Here is a 22,904-nt window from a genome sequence, read left to right as displayed (position 1 = left end):
ACGTGACGGCGGTGGTCCGGAGAGTCGTCCGCGGGGTCGACCGCACACTGCTGGGCGTCGCGGGCTTGGCCCTGCTGGCCGTCGGGGGCGCGGTCCTCGCGGCAGGCCTCGGCCTCGGCGTGCCGTCCTGGTGGCCCTGGTCCGGCCCCGACGACGTGCTGCTCAGCACGTCCGGCCGCACCCGCTGGAAGGACGAGGTCTGGTGGTGGCCGGCGGTGATCGGCGGGCTCGCGCTGCTCGTCGTGCTGGCGCTGTGGTGGCTGCTGGCGCAGTTCCGCCGTGCCCGGCTGGCGGAGGTCCTGATCGACAGCGGTGACGGCGAAGGCGCGCTGCTGCGGGGCCGGGCGCTGGAGACCGTCATGGAGCGGGAGGCGGAGTCCCTGGACGGCGTCGCCCGCGCCCGGGTCCTGCTGACCGGCCGCCGTACGGCCCCGAGGACCCGGATCGCCCTGCTCCTTGAACCGTACGCGTCGCCCGGCGCGACCCTGACCCGGCTGACCGACGAGGCCCTGGCCCACGCCCGCGACTCCGCGGGCCTGAAGGAGCTCCCGACGGAGACCCGACTCCGTGCGGTCCGCCACGGCGCGCGGCGCGTGACCTGACGCGGACCCGGGACACCGGCGGCTCGCCCGCCCGCCCGTCCGGAGCGGCGCGCGGCGCGTGAGCCGACGCAGGCCCGCGGCACCGGCTCCCGTGGGCACGGGCTCGCCCCGTTCCGCCGTCGCGACGCACGGCGCGTGACCTGACGCGGACCCGGCAGCCAGCTCCCCGCCGCCCCAAGCCGCCCCCGTCCTCAGAAGCCGCGTCGCGCCCCGCCGTCCACCGGGATCATGACGCCCGTCAGATAGGACGCTGCCGGGGAGAGCAGGAACGCCGCCGTGTTGCCGAACTCCTCCGGCGTGCCGTAGCGGCGCAGCGGAATGCGGGCCTCGTTGGCGGCGCGGGCCGCGGCCGTGTCGCCGGAGAGGGCGTCGAGTTCACGGACCCGGTCCGTGTCGATCCGGGCCGGCAGCAGGCCGACCACGCGCACCCCGCGCGGGCCGAGCTCGTCGGCGAGGGACTTGGCGAAGCCGGCGAGCCCCGGACGCAGGGCATTGGAGATCGTCAGCCCCGGGATCGGCTCATACACCGAACCCGACAGCACGAAGCCGATCACACCGCCCTCGGTGAGCGACTCGGCCGCGATGCGGGCCATCCGTACCGCGCCCAGGAACACTGACTCGAACGCCGTCTGCCACTGGTCGTCGGTGTTGTCCGCGGCGAACCCCGGAGCCGGTCCGCCCACGCTCACCAGAATCCCGTCAAAACGGCCGAATTCGGTACGAGCCTTCGTGATCACGCGCTCCGCCGCCGTCGGGTCGGCGTTGTCCGCCGCGACACCGACGGCGTTCGGGCCCAGCTCCGCCGCCGCGTCGGCCACCGACTTCTCGTCCCGGCCGGTGATCGCGACCTTCGCTCCGTCGGCGGTCAGCGCCTGCGCGGAGGCGCGGCCCAGTCCCCGGGTGGCTCCGGTGACGACATAGACACGGTCCTTCAGTCCAAGATCCATGGACCTATCCTGCCGTCTCGTGCCCCGCCAGCGCGAGGGCCGTTCCCACCAGACCGATGTGGCTGAACGCTTGCGGGAAGTTGCCCAGCTGGCGGCCCGTCACCGGCTCGTACTCCTCGGCGAGCAGCCCTACGTCGTTGCGGAGCGCGAGGAGCCGTTCGAACAGCTCCCGGGCCTCGTCCGCCCGCCCCGTGATCAGCAGCGCGTCCGCCAGCCAGAACGTGCAGGCGAGGAAGGCCGCCTCCTGACCGGGCAGCCCGTCCACCGGCAGGCCTTCGGTGGAGTAGCGGCGGACGAGCCCGCCGTGTCCCAGCTCGTCCCGTACTGCGTCGACCGTCCCCACCACCCTCGGGTCGTCCGGCGGCAGGAACCCGACGCGGGGGATGAGCAGGGTCGCCGCGTCCAGCTCCCGCGAGCCGTAGAACTGGGTGAAGGTGTTGCGGTCGGGGTCGTACGCCTTCGCGCACACCTCCCGGTGCACCTCCTCCCGCATCGTCCGCCAGCGCGCCGGGTCGCCCGGGAGCGACGGATCGGCCTCCAGGGTGCGCACGGCGCGGTCCGCCGCGACCCAGGCCATCACCTTGGAGTGGGTGAAGTGGCGGCGTGGACCGCGCACCTCCCACAGCCCTTCGTCCGGCTCGCGCCAGGTCGACTCCAGGAACCCCAGCAGGCTCAGCTGGAGGCTCCAGGCGTGCGCCTCGGACACCAGCCCGGCCTCGCGCGCCTGGAACAGCGAGTCCATGACCTCGCCGTACACATCGAGCTGCAGCTGGTTCACGGCCGCGTTGCCGATGCGTACGGGACCCGATCCCGCGTAGCCGCGCAGCCATGGCAGGACCGTCTCGGGCAGTCGGCGTTCCCCGGCGGGCCCGTACATGATCTGCAGGTCGGCCGGGTCCCCGGCGACCGCCCGCAGCAGCCAGTCGCGCCAGGCCCGCGCCTCGTCGGTGTAGCCGGCGGAGAGCAGCGCGTTGAGGGTGAGGGTGGAGTCGCGCAGCCAGCAGTAGCGGTAGTCCCAGTTGCGCACGCCGCCGATCTCCTCCGGCAGGGAGGTGGTGGGCGCGGCGACGATGCCGCCGGTGGGAGCGTAGGTCAGCGCCTTCAGCGTGATCAGGGAGCGCAGCACGGCATCCCGGTAGGGCCCTTCGTAGCGGCAGCGGCCCGCCCATTCCTTCCAGTCGGCGAGGGAGTGCTCCAGCGCCTCGTACGGGTCGAGCAGCGCGGGGCGCGGCTCGTGCGAGGGATGCCAGGTCAGGACGAACGCCACCTTGTCGCCCGGCTCGACGGTGAAGGACGAACAGGTGGCGTACTGCTGCCCCCAGGTTTTCACGTCCGGCTCGCTGCGCAGCCATACGGAGTCGGGGCCGGCGACGGCCACCCGCCGGCCGTCGGCGCGCCGCACCCAGGGCACGATCGATCCGTAGTCGAAGCGCAGCCGGAGCACGGAGCTCATCTCCACCCGGCCGCTGACTCCCTCCACGATGCGCATGACGTCGGGGGCCACGTCCCGCTGCGGCATGAAGTCGAGGACCCGCACCGTGCCGGTGCGGGTCTCCCAGAACGACTCCAGGACGAGGGAGTCGCCGACGTAGCCGCGTCGGGTGCAGGTGCCGGCGCCCTTGGGGGCGATCCGCCAGTGGCCGTTGTTCTCGTCACCGAGGAGCGCCGCGAAGCAGGCGGCCGAGTCGAAGCGCGGCAGACACAGCCAGTCGATCGACCCGTCCTTGCCGACCAGCGCGGCGGTCTGCAGATCCCCGATGAGGGCGTAGTCCTCGATGCGTTGCGTCACGCTCTGGCGTGTTCCCGGTGGGGGCGAGGACTAAGCAGAAGCGTTTTACGGGGCGGCGGGCGCCGGTTCCGGGGCCTGCGGGGTACGCGGCGCCGCGGCGGCCTCCTCGCGGTCGCGCTTCTCGCGCCGGACCAGGATCACCCAGCCGACGGGCACCCCCGCGGCGAACAGCCACCACTGCACGGCGTACGCCATGTGCGCGCCGATGGAGTCGTGGTCGGGCTCGGGGATCAGCTCGGGCGCGCCGGCGGCCGGTTCGGGCGAGGGCTGCTCGAGGTATCCGGTCTGCTCGATGTATCCGCCCAGGACCTGCCGGCCAAGCGCCTTCGCCTGCTGCCCGCTGCTGATCAGCATGATCTGGCGGGGCGGCAGACCGCGCAGGTCCTTGATGCCGCTGGCGCTGGTGGTCTCGTCGGCCTTGAGGCGGCCGGTGACGGTGACCTCGCCGCGGGGCGCGGGCGGCACCTCGGGGAAGGACGTCTGGTTCGGGGCGGCGGGGATCCAGCCGCGGTTGACCAGGACGGCCCGGCCGTCCTTGAGCAGCAGCGGGGTCAGGACGTGCACGCCGACCTTGTCGTCGGCGGAGGTGCGGCGGCGTACGACGACTTCGTGCGCGGTGTCGAAGGTGCCGGTGGCGGTGATCCGGCGCCAGTAGTCGGCGCGGGGGACGGTGTGGCCGGGGGAGGTGAGGGCGGTGACCGGGACGGGCTCGGCCCGCAGGTTCCCGGCGATCAGCGCGTTCTGCGCGACCCGCTTCTCGTGCCGGTGGAACTGCCAGAAGCCCAGCTCGACCATCGTCGGGATGAGCACGAGGGCGATGAGGGTGAGAATCACCCACTGCCGGGACAACAGGAAGCGGTACACCCCACGACGGTACAACTCGGGGCGCGGGGTGCACGCAGGGGGGTTCGGGCGGGGGCCGGCCTGGGGCCGCGGGGCCGGCCGGGGGCGCCCGGCGTCGTCGGCCGGGGCCGCCCGGCGGCCTCGGCCGCATCGCGCCGGGGGCCGTCCCGGTGTCAGACGTGGTCGACGATGCCCGCCTTTCCCTCCGCGCGGGCGCAGTGCCCGCCGCAGAACCACTGCCCCTCGACCTCGACGCCCTGGCCGATGATCTGGACGCGACAGTGCTCACAGATGGGCGCCATGCGGTGAATGGCGCAGGAGAAACAGTCGAAGACGTGCACCGCGCCCTGCGCGTGCACCTCGAAGGACATGCCGTAGTCGTTTCCGCAGACCTCGCAACGTGCCATGCGCCACAGGGTGCGATGCCCGGCGGACGAAGGGCGGGCGGCACGCCCGGCCGGTCACCCGTCTGCCGGGGCGACGTCCCGCAGCAGCTGCGTGAAGGCGGCCTCGTCGACGACCGGCGTGCCGAACGACCTCGCCTTGAGCGTCTTGGAGGTGGCGGCGTCGGGGTCGTTGGTGACCAGCAGGCTCGTCAGCCGGGAGACGCTGGTGGCGACATGGAGACCCGCCTCGACGGCCCGGTCCTCCAGCAGCTCGCGGTCGATCGAGGTGTCACCCGAAAACGCCACCCGCATGCCCTGCTTGAGCGGTTTGTCCGCTTCGTAACGTCCGGGGTTGGGGTACGGGCACGCGGGCCGCTTCCGTGAGGGCCGCCAGCTGTTGTGCCGGTACGAGGCCTGGTAGCCGATCCGGGGCGTGGCCGGGGCCGCCGCCCACTCGGTGAGCGGCCGGCACTCCAGCAGCGGCAGCCGTACGCCCCGCTCGGCCGCCGTGTGCAGGCTCGGCCGGAACGCCTCCGCCAGCACGCGCGCGTCGTCGAGCGCGTTGTGCGCGCGCTGCTGCACGACGCCGAAGTGCGCGGCGAGCGACTCCAGCTTGTGGTTGGGCAGGGGCAGGGCCAGTTCCTTGGAGAGGGCGATCGTGCACAGCCGCTGCCGGGTCGGCGCGGTCCGCTCGGCCCGGGCGTACTCCCGGGCGATCATCGACCAGTCGAAGATGGCGTTGTGGGCGACGAGCACCCGGCCGTCGAGCCGCTCGGAGAACTCGGCGGCGATCTCCCCGAAGAGGGGGGCGCCTTCCAGGACGTCCGTGGTCAGTCCGTGGATCCACACCGGGCCCGGGTCGCGCTCCGGGTTGACCAGCGTGTACCAGTGGTCCTCCACATTGCCCTGGGCGTCGAGCCGGTAGACGGCGGCGGACACTATCCGGTCGTCGCGAGCGAGTCCGGTGGTCTCCACGTCGACGACCGCGTACCCCTGTGGGTAGGCGGCCGGCCACGTCGCTGTCGTCAGGTCGTCGAGCATGGTCACAGAGAATACGGGCCGCCACTGACACCGCCGCCCCCGGAGCCCGCCCCGGGCCCGCCGCCCGCCGCGCCGTTGACCCGGTCACCGTCCCGGCGGCGTGTGTGGTACGGGAGTTGACGCCCGGCCCCCGTCGGGGCGGGATTGGGCCTCGGGGCCGGTCCCGGCCGGCACGGGGTGGACCCCCGGGCCGGCGCCCGGTCAGGAGGTGTCGGCGGTGAGCAGGCCGGCCACCAGCGCCCGGGTCGACCGGGCGAAGAGCCGGTCGGCGTCGACCGGCCCGCCCAGCGAGCGGGCCAGCGCCGGGTCCTGCTCGGCCGTCTCGGCGTCCCAGAGGTCCTGCTCGCCCGGGGACTGCACCGGCGCGCGTTCCCGGTTGCGCTCCACCAGGACGTAGCCGACGACATGGAACTGCACCGCGCGGACGGCGTCGGCGGCGCGCGCGCCGCGCAGCCCGGCCGCGTGCACCTCGTGCACCAGCGAGCGCTGGACCGGCAGGAACATCCGCTCCGTCAGGCCGCGTTCGTGCACCATCGCGACGAGATGCGGACGCTCGCGCAGATCCCGGCGCAGCCCCCGGGCGACCGAGACGATCCGCTCGGCGGGGGTGCGGCCGCGTGGGGCGACGGTGCCGAGATCGGCGACGGTCCGCGCCACGAGCGCGTCGAGCAGCGACTCGCGGTTGCCCACGTGCCAGTAGATCGAGGTGACGGCCGTGCCCAGCTCGGCGGCGAGCTTGCGCATGGTGAGCGCGGCCGGACCGTGCTGCTTCACCAGCGCCGCGGCGGTCTCCAGCACCTCTTCGCGGGTGAGTGCGGCGCGTGCCATCTGCGGGACCCCCCAACTCTGTTGCGTGCACGGCTCTTTACCCCTCATCGACGCCGGTGTAACTGTGTTACAGGCCGTCGACCCCTGCATCCCTGAAGGGTGGAACGTCATATGGCACGTGTACGGTACGGGGCGCGCACCGAGGCCGAGATCGCAGCGGCGCGCACTGCGAGCGCCAAGCTCCCCGACATCTGGTCCACGGGCGTCGTCGCGGTCTGGGAGACCGGCCCGGATGCCCTCGCGGCGGTCCTGCCGCCGCCGCTCAAGCCCACCGACCGGCCGCTGGTGCGGGTGGGCATCAGCAAGGTCGACCTGCCCGGCTACCCGCTCGGCGCCGGATCCGTCGCGGTCGCCGCGGCCCACGGCGACCAGCGGGGCTGGTATCCGCTGGTGATGCCGATGACCCACGAGCGGGCGCTGATCGGCGGCCGTGAGGTCTTCGGCGAGCCGAAGAAACTGGGCGAGGTCACCGTCGAGCGCGACGGCCTGACCGTACGGGCCGCGCTGGCCCGCCACGGCATCGCCTTCGTGGAGGTACGCGGCGCGGTCTCCGGGGCTCTGCCGCTGCCGGAGCCCACCGAGAAGGTCGACTTCTACTTCAAGTTCCTGCCCGCCGTGGACGGCTCCGGGTTCGACGCCGATCCGGTCCTCGTGCACTGCGTCCGCAACGAGAAGGTGCGTGCACTCGAAAAGGTCACCGGTGACGTCGTACTGCGTGAGTCGATGTACGACCCGGTCGCCGATCTGCCCGTACGCCGCCTCGTCGAGATCACCATCGGCGAGAAGACCACCGACCAGAAGGGCAGGGTCGTCGAGCGGGTGAGCGCCCAGGCCCTCCTGCCCTACATCCACCAGCGCTACGACGATCCGCAGCAGATCCTCGACGGACCGCCGCAGGGCAGCATCCGATGAAGCTGGCATCTGGGCAGACCGCCGTCGTCACCGGCGCGGCGAGCGGCATCGGCCGCGCCATGGCCCGCCGCTTCGCCGCCGAGGGCCTCAACGTCGTCCTCGCGGACGTCGAGGAGGGCCCCCTGCGCCAGGCCGCGGACGAGCTGGCCGAGGACGGCGCGCAGGTCCTCGCCCGTACGGTCGACGTCTCCGACCGGGACGCGGTCACGGCCCTGGCGGCCGCCGCGTACGACACCTTCGGCGCCGTGCACGTCCTGTGCAACAACGCCGGTGTCGGCTCCGGTGCCGAGGGACGGATGTGGGAGCACGAGCCCAACGACTGGAAGTGGGCGTTCTCCGTCAATGTCTGGGGCGTCTTCCACGGCATCCAGGCCTTCGTCCCCCGCATGATCGCGAGCGGAGAGCCGGGCCATGTCGTCAACACCTCCTCCGGCGACGGCGGCATCGCCCCGCTGCCCACCGCCTCCGTCTACGCCGTCACCAAGGCGGCCGTCGTCACCATGACCGAGTCGCTCTACGCGCATCTGAGGGCGGAGCACGCGCGCGTGGGGGCCTCCGTCCTCTTCCCCGGCCCGCACATGCTCCGTACCGGCTTGTGGGAGTCGCACCGCAACAGGCCGGCCCGCTACGCCAAGGAGCGGCCGCGCAGGACCCCGTACCGCAGCCTCGACCAGTGGGAGGCGGCGATGAAGGAGGCCGGGCACGAGGTCGCCTTCACCCCGGTCGAGGAGGTCGCCGAGCACGTCGTCGACGGCATCCGCGCCGACCGCTTCTGGATGCTCCCGGCGAGCGAGCACAGCGACCGCCAGATCCGGGCGCGCTCCCGGTCGATGCTCGACCGGACCAACCCGTCCTACCTGGAGAGCTTCATTCTCGACTGACCCGAGCGAGGGGCCACGACCGTGACGTACGAAGAGGTAACGCACGAAGACGTGACGTACGAAGATCCGTACCTGATCATCTCCTCCGACTGCCACGCCGGGCTGCCCACCGAGCGGTACCGGCCCTACCTCGACGCCCGCTTCCACCGCGACTTCGACGACTTCCTCGCCGGCCGCGCCGCCCGCCGTGAGGCGATGACCCGGCTCGGCGTACGCAACGAGGCCTTCGCCGAGAAGTGGTTCAGCGACAACGAGGAAGGCCTGCGCGGCGGCTGGGACAGCGCACAGCGGCTCAAGGAGCTCGACGGCGACGGGGTGGCCGCCGAGGTCGTCTTCCCCGACGCGGACGCCGTCGACAGCCAGACCGCCGCGCCCTTCGGGGTCGGGCTCGGCCTCTCCGGCGACCAGGACCCGGAGCTCGGCATGGCGGGCGCCCAGGCGCACAACCGCTGGCTCGCCGAGTTCGTCGGCGAGCATCCCGAGCGCCACTGCGGGGTCGCCCTGCTGCCCGTCACCGCGGACACCGACAAGGTCGTCGCCGAGATCCATCGGGCCAAGGAGTCCGGGCTCGGGGCGCTGATGATCCCCTCCATGTGGGTGGACAAGGAGCCGTACCACGACCGCCGCTACGACCCGGTGTGGGCGGCCGCCGCCGAGACCGGGATGCCGCTGGTCACCCACTCGGGCGCGGCGCCGCGCGAGGAGTACGGCGATCACCTGGGGATCTACGTCTCCGAGGTCACCTGGTGGCCGGCCCGGCCCCTGTGGTTCCTGCTCTGGTCGGGGGTCTTCGAACGGCACCCAGGGCTGAGGTTCGGTGTCGCCGAGTCCGGCTGCTGGTGGCTGCCCAACCTGCTCTGGTTCATGGACCGGCTCTACCTCGGCGCGCACGGCGGCAAGAAGCTGTCGCCGTTCGCCGAGCTGAGGCGGCCGCCGAGCGAGTACCTGGACCGGCAGGTGTTCATCTGCGCCACCAACACCAAGCGGCGGGAGCTGGCGCAGCGCTACGAGATCGGTGTCGACAACATCCTGTGGGGCAGCGACTTCCCCCACCCCGAGGGCACCTGGCCCAACACGCGCGCGTGGCTGGCGAAAACCTTCCACGACATCCCGGTGGCGGAGACCCGGCGGATGCTCGGCCTCGCCGCCGCGGAGGTCTTCGGCTTCGACACGCAGGCCCTGGCCCCGGTCGCCCGCCGGATCGGCCCGACCCCGGCCGACCTCGGCCAGAGCGCCGACCAGACGGCCGTCGAGGCGTCCTGGGCGCGCTCGCGCGAGGTGGGCCGGCACTGGCTGACCGACCGCGACTTCCCCGTACTGGGGGTGACCCCATGAGCGACCGCTACACCGTCATCTCGGCCGACTGCCACGCCGGCGCGGACCTCCTCGACTACAAGCCGTATCTGGAGAAGCGCCACCACGACGACTTCGACGCCTGGGCGGCCACGTACGTCAACCCGTACGAGGACCTGCTCGCCGACACCGCCGACCGCAACTGGAACTCCGAGCGCAGGGTCGCCGAGCTCGCCGCGGACGGGATCGTCGCCGAGGTCGTCTTCCCCAACACCATCCCGCCGTTCTTCCCGTCGGCCTCGCTGATGGCCCCGGCGCCCACCCGGGAGGAGTTCGAACAGCGCTGGGCGGGGCTGCGCGCCCACAACCGCTGGCTCGCCGACTTCTGCTCGCTGGCCCCCGGTCGCCGGGCGGGCGTCGCGCAGATTCTCCTCAACGACGTCGACGAGGCGGTGAAGGAGATCCGCCGGGTGAAGGAGGAGGGCCTGACCGGCGGAATCCTGCTGCCGGGCGCACCGCCCGGCTCCGGTGTGCCCGAGCTCTACTCGGCGTCGTACGACCCGATCTGGGCGGTCTGCGAGGAGCTGGACGTCCCGGTGAACCACCACGGCGGATCGGCGTCACCGCCGCTCGGTGACGAACCGGCCGCGCGGGCGGTGTTCATGGTGGAGACGACGTGGTTCTCCCACCGTGCACTGTGGCATCTGATGTTCGGCGGTGCCTTCCGCCGCCATCCCGGCCTCAAACTCGTCCTGACCGAACAGGGATCCGGCTGGATCCCCGGGGTCGTCGAGATGCTGGACTACTACCACGACCGGCTGGTCGCGGCGGCGACGGCCGCGACCGCCGAGTCCAAGTTCGGCGCGGGCCTGGCCGCGTCGATGGGCCGGGGCCCCAGCGAGGTCTGGCGCGACAACTGCTTCGTCGGCGCCAGCTTCATGCGCCCGCACGAAGTGCCTTTGCGGCACCGGATCGGGCTCGACAAGATCATGTGGGGCAGCGACTACCCGCACGACGAGGGCACCACCCCCTACTCCCGCGAAGGCCTCCGCATCGCCTACGCGGGGCTCGCGCGGGAGGAGGTCGCGGCGATGGTCGGCGGCAACGCGGCCCGCGTCTACGGCTTCGACCTGGCCCTCCTGGACCGGCTCGCGGCCGTCCACGGGCCGACGGTCGAGGAGATCGCCGAGCCGCTCACGGAGGTCCCGGCGGCGGCGACGAGCCCAGCGTTCGCACCGGGCGGGTCGGTCCGTGTCTGGTGAGAGACGGGGTGAGACCCTCCCCGGGTGACTGAACCCACCCACGACGAGGCCCACGGGGGAGCACTCGGCTCCCGCCTCAACTGGCTGCGGGCCGCGGTCCTCGGCGCCAACGACGGCGTCGTCTCCACCGCGGGCCTCGTCGTCGGCGTCGCCGGCGCCACCGACGACCGCGCGGCCCTCCTGACGGCGGGCCTGGCCGGACTCCTCGCCGGGTCCATGTCGATGGCGGCGGGGGAGTACGTCTCCGTCTCCACCCAGCGCGACTCGGAGAAGGCCGCCCTGTCCCAGGAGAAGCGAGAACTGCGCGAGCAACCGGAGGCCGAACTCCAGGAACTGACCGACCTGCTGGCCGCCCGCGGCCTCTCCGCCGACGTCGCCCGCGAGGCCGCCGTCCAACTCACGGAACGCGACGCGCTGCGGGCCCACGCGCGCGTGGAGCTCGGCATCGACCCGGACGAACTCACCAACCCCTGGCACGCGGCCGCCGCGAGCTTCCTCGCCTTCACCGCGGGCGCACTCCTCCCCCTCCTCGCGATCGTCCTCCCACCCGCCTCCGTACGCCTCTGGATCACAGTCCTCTCGGTCCTGTCGGCCCTCGCCCTCACCGGCTGGTCCAGCGCCCACCTGGGCGCGGCCCCACCCGCCCGCGCGATCCTGCGCAACACGGGCGGCGGGGCGCTGGCGATGGCGGTGACGTACGGGGCGGGGTCGCTGCTGGGGGCGGTGGGGGTGTGACGGTCAGGGGACGGCGCGCTGCTTGATCAGCCGGGAGGGCGGAAAGAGCTCCTCGCCGATGAGGGGGGTGTTGTCAGCCTGTGGGCGCGGTCCCGTGCAGCGGGACGCCGGCCGCCCTGAGGAAGTCGTCGGGCAGGGGGAGCGTGTCCGAGGCGGTGAAGGCGCGCAGCCGCAGGACGAAGGGGACGCAGCGGTTCCAGTCGGCGAGCTCGCCGGTGAAGGTGCGCCGGGCGGCGTTGAGGGCGAGCCACTGGACCAGGGTGCTCTTGCCGGAGCCGGCGGGGCCGAGCAGCACGATCCGGTCGGTGGCGGACAGCACCTGCTGCTCCGTCTTGACGGCGACCCGGTCGGCGCCGGGTGGTCCGAAGCCGTCCGGGTGTCCGCCGTCCCCGCTCACCGTCAGGCTGATGTACGCGGTGTCCAGCGGCCATTCGCGGGCCGAGCGCCCGAGAGTCAGGCGGCGGGCTTGGGCGGGGGCCGCAGCGGCCGGTCCACGAGGCCCGCGCCAGGACGGGGGGTGAGGAGGGCCCTGGCGACCGTTCCCGCGAGCCGGACGAGCGCAACTTCCAGTCCCTGCGCCGACGTTCCTCCCCCTGTGCGAGGCCGTGCGGGGAGATCGTACGTCCGTCGTTGGTGGAAGGTGCCAAAAGTTGCTGACAAGTCGTCTCGCATACTTGTTGGTAACAACGTCTAGCGGTCGCCGACGCCCGCCTCTACCGTGCTCGCATGCCGAACCTGCCCGATGTCGTGCTCTGGTCCATACCGGCGTTCGTCCTGCTCACGGTCGTCGAGATCGTCAGTTACCGACTCCATCCCGACGAGGACGCCGCCGGATACGAGGCCAAGGACGCCGCCACCAGCCTCGGCATGGGAATCGGCAGCCTCGTCTTCGACTTCCTCTGGAAGATCCCGGTCGTCGCCATCTACACGGCGGTCTACGAGCTCACGCCCCTGCGCGTGCCCATCCTCTGGTGGACACTCCCGCTGATGCTGCTCGCCCAGGACTTCTTCTACTACTGGCAGCACCGCGGCCACCATGTCATCCGCATCCTGTGGGCGTGCCATGTGGTGCATCACAGCAGCCGCAAGTTCAACTTCACGACCGCGCTGCGCCAGCCCTGGACCAGCCTGACCTCCTGGCCGTTCTACCTCCCGATGATCGCCCTCGGCGTGCACCCCGCGGCCATCGCCTTCTGCTACTCGGTCAACCTCGTCTACCAGTTCTGGATCCACACCGAGCGGGTCGGAAAGCTGCCCCGGCCCTTCGAGTACGTCCTCAACACCCCCTCCCACCACCGCGTCCACCACGCCTCCCAAGGCGGCTACCTGGACCGTAACTTCGGCGGGATCCTGATCATCTGGGACCGGATGTTCGGGTCCTGGGTGGGCGAGACCGACAAGCCCGTCTTCGGGCTCACCAAGAACATCAACACCTACAACCCCCTGCGCGTCGCCACCCACGAATACGCCGCCATCGCGCGCGACGTACGCGCCGCCACCACCTGGCGCGAGCGCGCCGGGCGGGTCTTCCGCGGGCCCGGCTGGCAGCCCGCGCCCGGTCCCGACGGCGGGGCCGCCGGGGGCACGGCCGCCGCGGAGCCGGCCGCGTGAGCGCCCAGGCCTCCCGGCTGCTCCTGGTCGCCTTCGCGCTCGCCGTCCTCGTCGACCTCGGCTCCCTCGCCGCCGGGGCCGAGCTCGGCCACCGGATCGCCAAGCCGCTGCTCATGCCGCTGCTCGCGGCGTACGCGGCCACCCGCGGCGCACCCAAGCCGCTGATCGCCGCGCTGCTGTTCGGCTGGGGAGGCGACGTCTTCCTGCTCTCGGGCGCGGAGTGGGCCTTCCTCGTCGGCATGGGGTCCTTCGCCGCCGGACACGTCTGCTACCTCGTCCTCTTCGGACGCGGCAGAACCTCACCGGCCCTCGGCCTCGCCTACGGCGCCGCGCTCGTCGGCACCGTCGCGCTGCTGTGGCCCGACCTCCCCGCCGAGCTGCGCGTCCCCGTCGCCGGGTACTCGCTCCTCCTCACCGCCATGGCCTACCGGGCCAGCGCCCTCGGGATCACCGCGGGCGCGGGCGGAGCGCTCTTCCTGCTCTCCGACACCCTCATCGCCACCGGCGTCGCGAAGTGGCCCCAGCTCCCCGCCCCCGACTTCTGGATCATGCTCACCTACACGGCCGCGCAGGTCCTGCTCACGCACGGCGCGCTCGGCGCCGTCGGCCGTCTCGGACACGCCGCTGTCGGTGGCCAGGCGTACGGTGAAAGCCGATCAGCCGTCTGACAGCAAGGACCGTCCGCCATGCGCGCCACCACCATTCACGGCCCGTTCGACATGCGCGTGGAGGACGTGCCCGACCCGGTGGTCCAGGAGGCCACCGACGTCGTGGTGCGCGTGCTGCGCGCCTGCATCTGCGGCAGCGACCTGTGGGCGTACCGCGGTGAATCCGCCCGGCAGCCCGGACAGCGCATCGGCCACGAGTTCCTCGGCGTCGTCGAGGAGGCCGGCTCGGACGTGTCCGGGTTCCGGCCGGGCGACCTGGTCGTCGCGCCGTTCGTCTGGTCCGACGGCAGCTGCGACTACTGCCGGGAGGGCCTGCACACCTCCTGCCCGCGCGGCGGCTTCTGGGGCTCCGTCGGCTCCGACGGCGGCCAGGGCGAGGCCGTCCGGGTGCCCTTCGCCGACGGCACCCTCGTCAAGCTGCCGGCCGACGCCGTCTCCGACGACCGGCTGCTGACCGCGCTCCTCGCCCTCTCCGACGTCATGGGCACCGGCCACCACGCCGCGCTCGGCGCTGGGGTCGCCCCCGGCTCCACGGTCGCCGTCGTCGGCGACGGCGCCGTCGGCCTGTGCGGCGTCCTCGCCGCGAAGCGGCTCGGCGCCGAGCGGATCATCGCGCTCGGCCGCCACCGCGCGCGTACGGACATCGCCCGCGCCTTCGGCGCAACGGACGTCGTCGCCGAGCGCGGCGAGGAGGCCGAGGCCGCCGTGCGCGACCTCACCGGCGGCCAGGGCGCCCACGCCGTGATCGAGGCCGTCGGCACCGAGCAGTCCATGCGCACCGCCGTCGCCATCACCCGCGACGGCGGCTCCATCGGCTACGTCGGCGTCCCGCACGGCAGCGGCACGGGCCTGGACCTGACCACGATGTTCGACCGCAACATCGCGCTGCGGGGCGGAGTCGCGCCCGTCCGCGCGTACATCCCCGAGCTGCTCACGGACGTCCTCGCCGGGACGATCGACCCGTCCCCGGTCTTCGACCTGACGGTCGGCCTCGAATCCGTCCCGTACGGCTACGAGGCGATGGACGGCCGCACGGCCCTCAAGGTCCTCGTCAAGCCGTAGCCCAACCGCAGGCCCGCCCGGCGACGACCCGGTGCCGGCCCGGTACAGGCGAACCGAACGGCTCCCGGGCGGCGGGAGCCTGCCCGGCCCCGATCGTCGCGGTCCGCCCGGGTCCCTGGGTCCGCCCCGCGCCCGGCCCCGCGTCGCCGGGCTGCCCGGCGCGGGCCGGATTCCCGGCCCGGTGCCGGCCGCGCCGGGCTCACCGGCCCGCCCCACCTCGTACGCCCCGCCAGCCCCCACCCCCTCAGTCCCCCAGCCACACCGCCTCGTCCCCGCCCGCCACCCCCGGCGGACGGGACCACTCCGTCGGGCCGTCCTCGTACATCACCGGTGAGACGGCGTGGCGCAGGCGGCCGAGCGGGCTGGGGGTTTCCCGGAGCCAGGGGTCGGGGGTGTAGCGGGGCATCGAGGTGAGCCAGTGGGCCGTTTGGGCCAGGGCGAGGCGGATCAGGTGCGTGCCGCCCTGGGTGGACTGGTCCGTCAGGGAGCGGAGTACCGACGCCGCCAGGAGGTAGCCCGTGCCGTGGTCCAGGGCCTGGGCCGGCAGCGCGCCCGGACGCTCGGGGGTGCCTTCGAGGTCCGCGATGCCGGTCGCGACCTGGACCAGGGAGTCGAAGCCGCGCCGGTCGCCCCACGGGCCGTAGTCGCCCCACGCGGAGAGCCGCGCCACCACCAGACCGGGGCGGACCAGGTCGAACCGTTCCAGCGCCCCGGGGCGGTAGCCGGTGACCAGGACGTCCGCACCGGCGAGCAGCTCCTCGAACGTCCGCCGGTCCGAGGGCCGCTCCAGGTCGAGGGCGACCGTGCGTTTCCCGAAGTCCGTGTCGGCGTGCTGGTCGGGCAGCTCGGGGTTGTCCGGCGGATCGACCCGCAGCACGTCCGCGCCGAGCAGCGCCAGCGTCCGCGTGGCGACCGGGCCGGCGATGACCCGGGTCAGATCAAGCACCCGCAAAGGCCGGCCCGAACGGGCCCGCGGCGCGGCCTCGTCCAGCCGCTCCCGGGTCAGCAGCGGCCGCCCGGCGACCGCCGCACCCTGCTCGTGCGCCGACCACTCCTCGGCCGTGCGCAGGGCGACCGCCAGGCCGCCCGCCGCGTACACCGCCCGCTCCACCTCCGCCGCCGTCCGCCCGGCGATCGCCGCCTCCACCGCGGCGACGTCCTCGGCCGCGCCCAGCGCGGCGAGCAGCGCCGCCCGGTGGTGCGGATAGTTGGCGTGCGTACGGACCCAGCCGTCGGCCGCCCGCCAGAACCGCGACAGCGGCGCGAAGTTGACCGGCTGCCGCCCGTCGACCAGCAGATGCCGCTCGCTCACGAAGGCGGTCGCCACCGCCCCGTCGTCCACCAGGACCCTCCCCGGCCGTCCCGCGTGCTCGGCCGCGGCCAGCGCGCAGACCGCGACCGTGGCCCGGGCCAGGTCCATCACGGGCAGCCGCGCGGGCAGCAGCCCGGACGGTCCCCCATAGGCCACCCGGTCCAGGAGGGCGGGGTCGCCGTCCAGCATCCGCCACAACTCTCCCGTAGCCGTACGTACCGTCGTCTCCATGGTCCGCACTATGGCACCGGGTGCCACGCAGCGGGGGCCCGGTGTGATCCACCACACCGGGCCCCCGCCCTACGCATGACGAGGTGTTACTTACGCACCGCGTCCAGCGCGTCGATCATGCCGGCGCCGTAGAAGCCGTTGTCGTACTTCCCGCCCTCGCAGACCGCGTCGACGGTTCCGTTGCCGTCGATGTCGTACGGGTTCGTGCACGCCTTCGGGTCGGCCTGGTCGTACAGCATCTCCTTGACCCGCGCGGGCGAGGCCTTCGGGTGCTGGGACTTGATGAGCGCCACGACACCGGCCGCGTGCGGCGCCGCCATGGACGTACCGGCCTTGTAGCCGTACCCGCCGCCGGGCAGCGTCGAGAGGATGAGACCGTTGACGGCCGGCGCGTCGGGCGTCTGGAAGCGGGTCGAGTCGCCGCCCGGCGCCGCGATGTCGACGACCCCGAGGCCGTAGTTGGAGTACGAGGACTTCAGGCCCTTGGCACCCGTGGCGGAGACCGTGACGACACCCGGCAGCATGGCCGGGAAGTCCGGGCACTCCTGCGGGTTGACGACCCGGGTCACCGGGTTCGTGTCGTTCGGGCTGGAGGTGTCCGTCACCTCGTCCGCGGCCAGGTCCGTACGGGAGTTGCCGGCCGCGGCGACGTTGACCGTGCCCTTGCGCTCGGCGTACCGCGACGCCCGGGTGACCGCCTCGACCAGCGCCTTCTGGTCGGCGTCGTTCTTGCAGGCGTACAGCCACGGGTCGGTGTAGTAGCTGTTGTTGGTCACCTCCACGCCCTGCTCGGCGGCCCACATGAACCCGCAGACCACGGCCTCGGTGTAGAAGAAGCCGTCGGGGGTCGAGACCTTGATGCCGGAGACCTTCACACCGGGCGCGACGCCCGTGATGCCGACGCCGTTCTTGGCGGCCGCGACCGTACCGGCGACATGCGTGCCGTGGTCGCTCTCCTGCGGACCGGGGCGCCAGGAGCCCGGGGTGGTGTCCGGGGCGCCGGTCACGCAGTTCGCGGACGCGGCGCGGTCGAAGTTCGGCGCGAGGTCGGGGTGGGTGTCGTCCACGCCCGTGTCGATGACCGCGACGGTGACCTTGCCGCTGCCGAGCGACTTCTGGTGGGCCTTGTCCGCCTTGATCGCCGGGAGGTCCCACTGGAGCGGCTCGAAGGGGTCCTGCTCGTCCGAGGCCTTCGCCGCGGCGGCCTTCGCCTCGGCGGAGGTCAGCGGCTGCTCCTGCGCCCCGATCGAGGTGTCACGCTGCACCGACAGCGGCGCGGTGCGCGTCGCACCGGCCGACTCGACCCCCTTGACCTGACGGATCGTCTGGGCGAACTGCGGGTTCTGGGAGTGGACGACGATGACGCCGATCCGGTCGTAGGCGATCACGATCGTGCCGCCCGCCCTGGATATCGCCTTCTTCACGGAAGCGGCGGTGGAGTGACCGCCCTTCACGTTGACGACGTACGACAGCTTCGGGCCGTCGGTGGTGACGGCGGCCGGGACGTCGTCCACCGGGGCGGCCGAGGCCGCACCCGAGGGAAGGAAGCCGAGCGAGGCCGTGAGCGCCAGACCTGCGGGCAGCGCGAGTACGCGACCGCGTCTGGATCCCAGATGAGCCATGGGTTCTCCACATCATCCGTGTACGAGCTGTCCACACGCCCGATGCGCGTGGACAGGTGCATGACGAGCGAAGCTATCGCCGATCATCACGGCCCATCAATGAGTTGAGAAACCCCAGTGAAGAAAAAAGGCCGAAGGTGAACCGCTTCGCCGCGTCCTCCGTGCCGTTGCGCAGGGGAGGAGCAACATCGAGGTGGCATCGCCACCCACCCCCTGCGAGGTCCTTTTGTCCATGCCCACCGCACCCGCGTCGCGAGGAGATTCCGTGACCACCGATGCACCGCCGCCCCCTGGCGGTACGGAGACCCGCCCCGACCAGCCGACGACCGAGTCGTTCGTCGAGGTGCAGGAGAGCGCGGAATTCGGCGAACTGCGCCGTACGTACCGTTCCTTCGCCTTCCCGCTGACCCTGGCCTTCATCGCCTGGTACCTGCTGTACGTCCTGCTCTCCAACTACGCGGGCGACTTCATGGGCACCAAGCTCTTCGGCAACATCAACGTGGCCCTCGTCCTCGGACTCGGCCAGTTCCTCACCACCTTCCTCATCGCCTGGCTCTACTCACGGCACGCGGCCGAGAAGCTCGACCCCAAGGCGGAGGCCATCAAGTCCCGTATGGAGGGCGACGCATGAGCACTCCCGCCACCGTCCTGCTGGCCGCCGGCAGCGCCTCCGAGCACCGGCCGCTGATCATCACCCTCTTCGGCGCCTTCGTCGTCGCGACCCTCTTCATCACCGTCTGGGCCGGCCGCCAGACCAAGAGCGCCGCCGACTTCTACGCCGGCGGACGCCAGTTCACCGGTTTCCAGAACGGCCTGGCCATCTCGGGCGACTACATGTCCGCCGCCTCCTTCCTCGGGATCGCCGGCGCCATCGCCCTCTTCGGCTACGACGGCTTCCTCTACTCGATCGGATTCCTGGTCGCCTGGCTCGTCGCACTGCTCCTGGTGGCCGAGCCGCTGCGCAACTCCGGCCGGTTCACCATGGGCGACGTCCTCGCCTACCGGATGCGCCAGCGCCCCGTCCGTACCGCCGCGGGCACCTCCACCATCGTGGTGTCGATCTTCTACCTGCTGGCTCAGATGGCCGGCGCCGGTGTCCTGGTCTCCCTGCTGCTCGGTATCACCAGCGACGGCGGCAAGATCGCCATCGTCGCCCTGGTCGGCGTGCTGATGATCGTGTACGTCACCATCGGCGGCATGAAGGGCACCACCTGGGTGCAGATGGTCAAGGCCGTCCTGCTCATCGCCGGCACCCTCCTCATCACCTTCCTCATCCTGCTGAAGTTCAACTTCAACCTCTCCGACCTGCTCGGCGCCGCCGCCACCAACAGCGGCAAGGGCACCGCCTTCCTGGAGCCCGGCCTCAAGTACGGGGCCACCGGCATCTCCAAGCTCGACTTCATCTCGCTCGGCATCGCGTTGGTCCTCGGCACCGCCGGTCTGCCGCACATCCTGATCCGCTTCTACACCGTGCCGACCGCCAAGGCAGCCCGGAAGTCCGTCAACTGGGCCATCGGGATCATCGGTGCGTTCTATCTGATGACGATCGTCCTGGGCTTCGGCGCCGCCGCCCTGCTCAAGAACAGCGACATCGTCGCCTCCAACAAGGCGGGCAACACCGCGGCCCCGCTCGCCGCCCTCGAAGTCGGCGGCGGCGCCGGCTCCACCGGCGGCGCGATTCTGCTCGCGGTCATCTCCGCGGTCGCCTTCGCCACCATCCTCGCGGTGGTCGCCGGACTGACCCTGGCCTCCTCGTCGTCCTTCGCGCACGACATCTACGCCAACGTCATCCGCAAGGGCGCCGCCACCGAGAAGGAGGAGGTCCGCGCCGCCCGCTGGGCGACCGTCCTCATCGGCGTCGTCTCCATCGCGCTCGGCGCCCTCGCCCGCGACCTCAACGTCGCCGGCCTGGTCGCCCTCGCCTTCGCCGTCGCCGCCTCCGCCAATCTGCCGACCATCCTCTACAGCCTGTTCTGGAAGAGGTTCACCACCCAGGGCGCGCTCTGGTCGATCTACGGCGGCCTGACCGCCTCGGTCGTCCTGGTCCTCTTCTCGCCCGTGGTCTCCTCCAAGCCCAGCTCGATGTTCCCGGGCGTCGACTTCGCCTGGTTCCCGCTGGAGAACCCTGGCCTCGTCTCCATCCCGCTCGGCTTCCTGCTCGGCTGGCTCGGCTCGCTCCTGTCCAAGGAGGAGCCCGACAAGGGCAAGTACGCGGAGCTGGAGGTCAAGTCCCTCACCGGCGTCGGAGCCCACTGACCGCAGCGACTCCGACACCGTACGAAACCGGCCGGCCGGCCGCGTCGTAGAGTTCTACGAACCGGCCGGTCCGGTCCTCGTGGCAATGGGCCCCTGTCGTTGTCGGTGGCCTCACGTAGGCTCGCCTCATACAGATTTCCGGTTACCGGGGAGGGGGCACCCAGTGCTCATCGACACCTACGGCCGCGTGGCCACCGACCTGCGTGTCTCGCTCACCGACCGGTGCAATCTGCGCTGCACGTACTGCATGCCGGAAGAGGGCCTGCAGTGGCTGGCCAAGCCCGACCTCCTCACCGACGACGAGATCGTCCGGCTCATCGGCATCGCCGTCACCGACCTCGGCATCACCGAGGTCCGCTTCACCGGCGGTGAGCCCCTGCTCCGCCCCGGCCTCGTCGGCATCGTCGAGCGCTGCGCCGCGCTCGAGCCGCGCCCCAAGATGTCCCTGACGACCAACGGCATAGGCCTCAAGCGCACCGCCGCCGCCCTCAAGGCCGCCGGCCTGGACCGGGTCAACGTCTCGCTCGACACCCTGCGGCCCGACGTCTTCAAGACCCTCACCCGCCGCGACCGCCACCACGACGTGCTGGACGGCATGGCCGCCGCCCGCGACGCCGGCCTCACCCCGGTCAAGGTCAACGCCGTCCTCATGCCGGGGCTCAACGACGACGAGGCCCCCGACCTGCTCGCCTGGGCCATGGAGCACGGCTACGAACTCCGCTTCATCGAGCAGATGCCGCTCGACGCCCAGCACGGCTGGAAGCGCGACGGCATGATCACCGCCGGGGACATCCTGGAGTCGCTGCGCACCCGCTTCACCCTCACCGCCGAAGGCGACGACGCCCGCGGCTCGGCCCCCGCCGAGCGCTGGACCGTGGACGGCGGCCCGCACCGCGTCGGCGTCATCGCCTCCGTCACCCGCCCCTTCTGCCGGGCCTGCGACCGGACCCGGCTCACCGCCGACGGCCAGGTGCGTACGTGCCTCTTCGCCACGGAGGAGACCGACCTGCGGGCGGCGCTGCGCTCGGACGCGCCGGACGAGGAGATCGCCCGTATATGGAAGGTCGCCATGTGGGGCAAGAAGGCCGGATCCGGCCTGGACGACCCGAGCTTCCTCCAGCCGGAGCGCCCGATGTCGGCGATCGGCGGCTGAGGGGCCCGGCGCAGGGCCGATGCCGGCGGTCAGCGGCCGGGTTCCGTACGGGCCTCCCACTCGGCGAGCGTCACGACGTCCTTGAGGAACCCCCGCACCCCCAGGAACTGGGAGAGGTGCTCGCGGTGCTCCTCGCAGGCCAGCCAGGTCTTACGGCGCTCGGGAGTGTGCAGCTTCGGATTGTTCCAGGCCAGCACCCACACGGCGGCCACGCGGCAGCCCTTCGCGGAGCAGATCGGGGTCTCGTCACTCATTGGATCATTGTCCACACATGGCGACGCCGGGCAGCCACGGGGGGAGCTGCCCGGCGTCGGTCCGTCGCTCCGACGGGGGATGCGGAGCGCGTACGAAGTATGTCACGGGGAACGGGGTGCGGTGCACTGGAACTTCACGATTGATCTGAGCTTGTCTTGAGCTTTGCGCACTGCTGGTGATCGTTCCCGACACCCCGGGTCGCCCCCAGGAGCGGCATCAGCGCTGGCTGTGCGCCTCGCGAGGGTGCTCCTCGGCGATGCTCTCGTCGCCGTCGGCCGGGCGGCTCGTGCCCTCCGGTCCGGGGCCCAGCATCGGCCGTACCGGCGTCGGTACGAACGTCGAGGGGAGCGACGGCGCGTTCTCCCGGCCGGCGTTCGCGATCACCACGGCGATGTAGGGGAGCAGCACACCCAGTGCCAGCGCCACGATCGCCACATGCCGCTCGACGTTCCACAGCACGGCGGCCAGCACGACCGAGACCGTCCGCACGGACATCGAGATCACATACCGGCGCTGCCGGCCACGCACATCGTCGGCGAGTCCCTGACGGGCTCCGGTGATCCGGAAGACCTCGCTTCCGCCATGCTTGCGCATCGTGCTCCACCACCCGACATCCGCGCCGGACGCTCCCCGTTCCGGACCTTGTTCCACGGTACGCCCGCTCCTCCCGCGCCGACGAGAGGGGGTCCGCCCGGCGGGGCGAACGGCCCACGGCGTCCCGCATACGGAGCTGTCCGACATGCGTCCTATGGCCGACGGGTCGAGACTGGGGCCCACATGCGCACACCGCGCCGCATGAGGAGGCGACATGAGTTGGTTGTGGGCAATCATCGTGGGTCTGGTCCTGGGTCTGATCGCCAAGGCGATCCTCCCGGGCAAGCAGCAGATCCCGCTGTGGCTGACGACCGTGTTCGGCATTCTCGGCAGTGTTCTCGGCAACGCCGTCGCGACCTGGATCGGAGTCAACGAGACCAAGGGGATCGACTGGACACGGCATCTGCTCCAGCTCATCGGTGCGGTCGCCATCGTCGGGGTGGGCGACATGCTGTGGGCGTCGGTCAGAGGAAACCGCAGACGCCGCTGACCTGCCCGGCCCCGGTTCCGCCCGAGCAGCGGCGGGGGGGGGAGCGGGGGGGGTGGGCGGCGGGGCGGCCAACGCGAGTGAGAGAAGGGGAGCCGAACGCCGCTAATAAGAAACGATGGACCTGGTCCAGG

The 22,904-nt window shown here is 72.2% G+C and carries 23 protein-coding genes and 1 pseudogene; 13 read left to right on the top strand and 11 right to left on the bottom strand.

Annotation, left to right across the window (positions count from 1 at the left end; all coding sequences use genetic code 11):
• Positions 1–2: 2 nt before the first annotated feature.
• Positions 3–602, top strand: a complete 600-nt coding sequence (gene amaP / locus ACZ7LT_RS00265; RefSeq protein WP_471232396.1) for an alkaline shock response membrane anchor protein AmaP — start codon at positions 3–5, stop codon at positions 600–602.
• Between the two features lie 191 nt (positions 603–793).
• Here the strand turns inward: amaP and ACZ7LT_RS00260 are convergent, their stop codons facing one another.
• From ACZ7LT_RS00260 to ACZ7LT_RS00235, 6 genes are all read right to left on the bottom strand, one after another.
• The gene (locus tag ACZ7LT_RS00260; protein WP_471232395.1) at positions 794–1,549 is read right to left on the bottom strand and encodes an SDR family oxidoreductase; all 756 of its coding nucleotides are present in this window, start codon (positions 1,547–1,549) and stop codon (positions 794–796) included.
• Between the two features lie 4 nt (positions 1,550–1,553).
• Positions 1,554–3,338, bottom strand: a complete 1,785-nt coding sequence (locus tag ACZ7LT_RS00255; RefSeq protein ID WP_471232394.1) for a glycoside hydrolase family 15 protein — start codon at positions 3,336–3,338, stop codon at positions 1,554–1,556.
• Between the two features lie 45 nt (positions 3,339–3,383).
• A complete protein-coding gene (locus ACZ7LT_RS00250; RefSeq protein ID WP_471232392.1) occupies positions 3,384–4,202 on the bottom strand; it encodes an SURF1 family cytochrome oxidase biogenesis protein in 819 nt (272 codons plus the stop codon).
• A 152-nt stretch (positions 4,203–4,354) separates the two neighbouring features.
• Complete coding sequence (locus tag ACZ7LT_RS00245) at positions 4,355–4,588, bottom strand: hypothetical protein (protein WP_078513263.1); 234 nt, start codon at positions 4,586–4,588, stop codon at positions 4,355–4,357.
• 54 nt (positions 4,589–4,642) lie between these two features.
• A complete protein-coding gene (locus ACZ7LT_RS00240; protein ID WP_471232391.1) occupies positions 4,643–5,614 on the bottom strand; it encodes a DEDDh family exonuclease in 972 nt (323 codons plus the stop codon).
• A gap of 195 nt (positions 5,615–5,809) precedes the next feature.
• Positions 5,810–6,436 (bottom strand): TetR/AcrR family transcriptional regulator, encoded by a 627-nt coding sequence (locus ACZ7LT_RS00235; protein ID WP_471232389.1) that lies wholly within the window; start codon positions 6,434–6,436, stop codon positions 5,810–5,812.
• A gap of 111 nt (positions 6,437–6,547) precedes the next feature.
• Here ACZ7LT_RS00235 and ACZ7LT_RS00230 point away from each other — a divergent pair, with 111 nt between their 5' ends.
• From ACZ7LT_RS00230 to ACZ7LT_RS00210, 5 genes are read left to right on the top strand one after another with little or no spacing between them, the layout of a single operon-like run.
• Complete coding sequence (locus tag ACZ7LT_RS00230) at positions 6,548–7,348, top strand: acetoacetate decarboxylase family protein (protein ID WP_471232387.1); 801 nt, start codon at positions 6,548–6,550, stop codon at positions 7,346–7,348.
• Positions 7,345–8,229 (top strand): SDR family NAD(P)-dependent oxidoreductase, encoded by an 885-nt coding sequence (locus ACZ7LT_RS00225; RefSeq protein WP_471232386.1) that lies wholly within the window; start codon positions 7,345–7,347, stop codon positions 8,227–8,229. Before ACZ7LT_RS00230 ends, ACZ7LT_RS00225 begins: the two co-directional genes overlap by 4 nt.
• 51 nt (positions 8,230–8,280) lie before the next feature.
• Complete coding sequence (locus tag ACZ7LT_RS00220) at positions 8,281–9,564, top strand: amidohydrolase family protein (RefSeq protein ID WP_471232384.1); 1,284 nt, start codon at positions 8,281–8,283, stop codon at positions 9,562–9,564.
• Complete coding sequence (locus ACZ7LT_RS00215; protein ID WP_471232382.1) at positions 9,561–10,784, top strand: amidohydrolase family protein; 1,224 nt, start codon at positions 9,561–9,563, stop codon at positions 10,782–10,784. The genes ACZ7LT_RS00220 and ACZ7LT_RS00215 overlap by 4 nt, the downstream gene beginning before the upstream one ends.
• Before the next feature lie 24 nt (positions 10,785–10,808).
• Positions 10,809–11,519 carry a VIT1/CCC1 transporter family protein gene (locus ACZ7LT_RS00210; protein WP_471232380.1) on the top strand — a complete coding sequence of 237 codons (711 nt, stop codon included), beginning with the start codon at positions 10,809–10,811 and terminating at the stop codon, positions 11,517–11,519.
• A 76-nt stretch (positions 11,520–11,595) separates the two neighbouring features.
• On the opposite strand, the pseudogene ACZ7LT_RS00205 reads toward ACZ7LT_RS00210, so the two are convergent.
• A pseudogene (locus tag ACZ7LT_RS00205) lies at positions 11,596–11,976 on the bottom strand (NACHT domain-containing protein); the annotation flags it as partial.
• A 269-nt stretch (positions 11,977–12,245) separates the two neighbouring features.
• Here ACZ7LT_RS00205 and ACZ7LT_RS00200 point away from each other — a divergent pair.
• From ACZ7LT_RS00200 to ACZ7LT_RS00190, 3 genes are read left to right on the top strand one after another with little or no spacing between them, the layout of a single operon-like run.
• Positions 12,246–13,130, top strand: coding sequence for a sterol desaturase family protein (locus ACZ7LT_RS00200; protein WP_471232378.1), 885 nt, complete (start codon positions 12,246–12,248; stop codon positions 13,128–13,130).
• Entirely contained in the window at positions 13,127–13,798 is a 672-nt protein-coding gene (locus ACZ7LT_RS00195) for a lysoplasmalogenase (protein WP_471232376.1), read from the top strand. The genes ACZ7LT_RS00200 and ACZ7LT_RS00195 overlap by 4 nt, the downstream gene beginning before the upstream one ends.
• A gap of 18 nt (positions 13,799–13,816) precedes the next feature.
• On the top strand, positions 13,817–14,860 hold the full coding sequence (locus ACZ7LT_RS00190; RefSeq protein ID WP_471232374.1) for a zinc-dependent alcohol dehydrogenase family protein: 1,044 nt from the start codon (positions 13,817–13,819) through the stop codon (positions 14,858–14,860).
• 244 nt (positions 14,861–15,104) lie between these two features.
• Here the strand turns inward: ACZ7LT_RS00190 and ACZ7LT_RS00185 are convergent, their stop codons facing one another.
• Both ACZ7LT_RS00185 and ACZ7LT_RS00180 read right to left on the bottom strand, forming a co-directional pair.
• A complete protein-coding gene (locus tag ACZ7LT_RS00185) occupies positions 15,105–16,403 on the bottom strand; it encodes a CoA transferase (protein ID WP_471232373.1) in 1,299 nt (432 codons plus the stop codon).
• 86 nt (positions 16,404–16,489) lie between these two features.
• Complete coding sequence (locus ACZ7LT_RS00180) at positions 16,490–18,025, bottom strand: S8 family peptidase (RefSeq protein WP_471232371.1); 1,536 nt, start codon at positions 18,023–18,025, stop codon at positions 16,490–16,492.
• Between the two features lie 265 nt (positions 18,026–18,290).
• On the opposite strand from ACZ7LT_RS00180, the gene ACZ7LT_RS00175 reads away from it, so the two are divergent.
• The 3 genes from ACZ7LT_RS00175 to moaA all read left to right on the top strand — a co-directional run bounded on the left by ACZ7LT_RS00175 (position 18,291) and on the right by moaA (position 21,434).
• Positions 18,291–18,656, top strand: coding sequence for a DUF485 domain-containing protein (locus tag ACZ7LT_RS00175; RefSeq protein WP_471232370.1), 366 nt, complete (start codon positions 18,291–18,293; stop codon positions 18,654–18,656).
• On the top strand, positions 18,653–20,281 hold the full coding sequence (locus ACZ7LT_RS00170; protein ID WP_471232369.1) for a solute symporter family protein: 1,629 nt from the start codon (positions 18,653–18,655) through the stop codon (positions 20,279–20,281). The genes ACZ7LT_RS00175 and ACZ7LT_RS00170 overlap by 4 nt, the downstream gene beginning before the upstream one ends.
• A 163-nt stretch (positions 20,282–20,444) precedes the next feature.
• Positions 20,445–21,434 (top strand): GTP 3',8-cyclase MoaA, encoded by a 990-nt coding sequence (gene moaA, locus ACZ7LT_RS00165; protein ID WP_471232367.1) that lies wholly within the window; start codon positions 20,445–20,447, stop codon positions 21,432–21,434.
• Positions 21,435–21,463: 29 nt separating this feature from the next.
• Here moaA and ACZ7LT_RS00160 read toward each other — a convergent pair whose 3' ends face one another.
• Together ACZ7LT_RS00160 and ACZ7LT_RS00155 are read right to left on the bottom strand one after the other, a co-directional pair.
• Positions 21,464–21,688 (bottom strand): hypothetical protein, encoded by a 225-nt coding sequence (locus tag ACZ7LT_RS00160; RefSeq protein ID WP_471232365.1) that lies wholly within the window; start codon positions 21,686–21,688, stop codon positions 21,464–21,466.
• A 217-nt stretch (positions 21,689–21,905) separates the two neighbouring features.
• Positions 21,906–22,283, bottom strand: a complete 378-nt coding sequence (locus ACZ7LT_RS00155) for a DUF3099 domain-containing protein (protein ID WP_471232363.1) — start codon at positions 22,281–22,283, stop codon at positions 21,906–21,908.
• Between the two features lie 214 nt (positions 22,284–22,497).
• Between ACZ7LT_RS00155 and ACZ7LT_RS00150 the strand changes: the two genes are divergently transcribed.
• Positions 22,498–22,773: a GlsB/YeaQ/YmgE family stress response membrane protein gene (locus ACZ7LT_RS00150; RefSeq protein ID WP_471232361.1), complete on the top strand. Its 276-nt coding sequence runs from the start codon at positions 22,498–22,500 to the stop codon at positions 22,771–22,773.
• Positions 22,774–22,904 lie beyond the last annotated feature (131 nt).

It is taken from the genome of Streptomyces sp. NPDC039465 (assembly GCF_055639315.1).
This window is presented reverse-complemented; position numbering and strand designations above follow the sequence as displayed.

Excerpts from the sequence above, each read along its gene's own strand:
- ACZ7LT_RS00260 (WP_471232395.1), bottom strand. The coding sequence starts at position 1,549 with ATGGATCTTGGACTGAAGGACCGTGTCTATGTCGTCACCGGAGCCACC.
- ACZ7LT_RS00245 (WP_078513263.1), bottom strand. The coding sequence starts at position 4,588 with ATGGCACGTTGCGAGGTCTGCGGAAACGACTACGGCATGTCCTTCGAG.
- ACZ7LT_RS00235 (WP_471232389.1), bottom strand. The coding sequence starts at position 6,436 with ATGGCACGCGCCGCACTCACCCGCGAAGAGGTGCTGGAGACCGCCGCG.
- ACZ7LT_RS00230 (WP_471232387.1), top strand. The coding sequence starts at position 6,548 with ATGGCACGTGTACGGTACGGGGCGCGCACCGAGGCCGAGATCGCAGCG.
- ACZ7LT_RS00225 (WP_471232386.1), top strand. The coding sequence starts at position 7,345 with ATGAAGCTGGCATCTGGGCAGACCGCCGTCGTCACCGGCGCGGCGAGC.
- ACZ7LT_RS00215 (WP_471232382.1), top strand. The coding sequence starts at position 9,561 with ATGAGCGACCGCTACACCGTCATCTCGGCCGACTGCCACGCCGGCGCG.
- ACZ7LT_RS00200 (WP_471232378.1), top strand. The coding sequence starts at position 12,246 with ATGCCGAACCTGCCCGATGTCGTGCTCTGGTCCATACCGGCGTTCGTC.
- ACZ7LT_RS00190 (WP_471232374.1), top strand. The coding sequence starts at position 13,817 with ATGCGCGCCACCACCATTCACGGCCCGTTCGACATGCGCGTGGAGGAC.
- ACZ7LT_RS00185 (WP_471232373.1), bottom strand. The coding sequence starts at position 16,403 with ATGGAGACGACGGTACGTACGGCTACGGGAGAGTTGTGGCGGATGCTG.
- ACZ7LT_RS00180 (WP_471232371.1), bottom strand. The coding sequence starts at position 18,025 with ATGGCTCATCTGGGATCCAGACGCGGTCGCGTACTCGCGCTGCCCGCA.
- ACZ7LT_RS00170 (WP_471232369.1), top strand. The coding sequence starts at position 18,653 with ATGAGCACTCCCGCCACCGTCCTGCTGGCCGCCGGCAGCGCCTCCGAG.
- ACZ7LT_RS00160 (WP_471232365.1), bottom strand. The coding sequence starts at position 21,688 with ATGAGTGACGAGACCCCGATCTGCTCCGCGAAGGGCTGCCGCGTGGCC.
- ACZ7LT_RS00155 (WP_471232363.1), bottom strand. The coding sequence starts at position 22,283 with ATGCGCAAGCATGGCGGAAGCGAGGTCTTCCGGATCACCGGAGCCCGT.
- ACZ7LT_RS00150 (WP_471232361.1), top strand. The coding sequence starts at position 22,498 with ATGAGTTGGTTGTGGGCAATCATCGTGGGTCTGGTCCTGGGTCTGATC.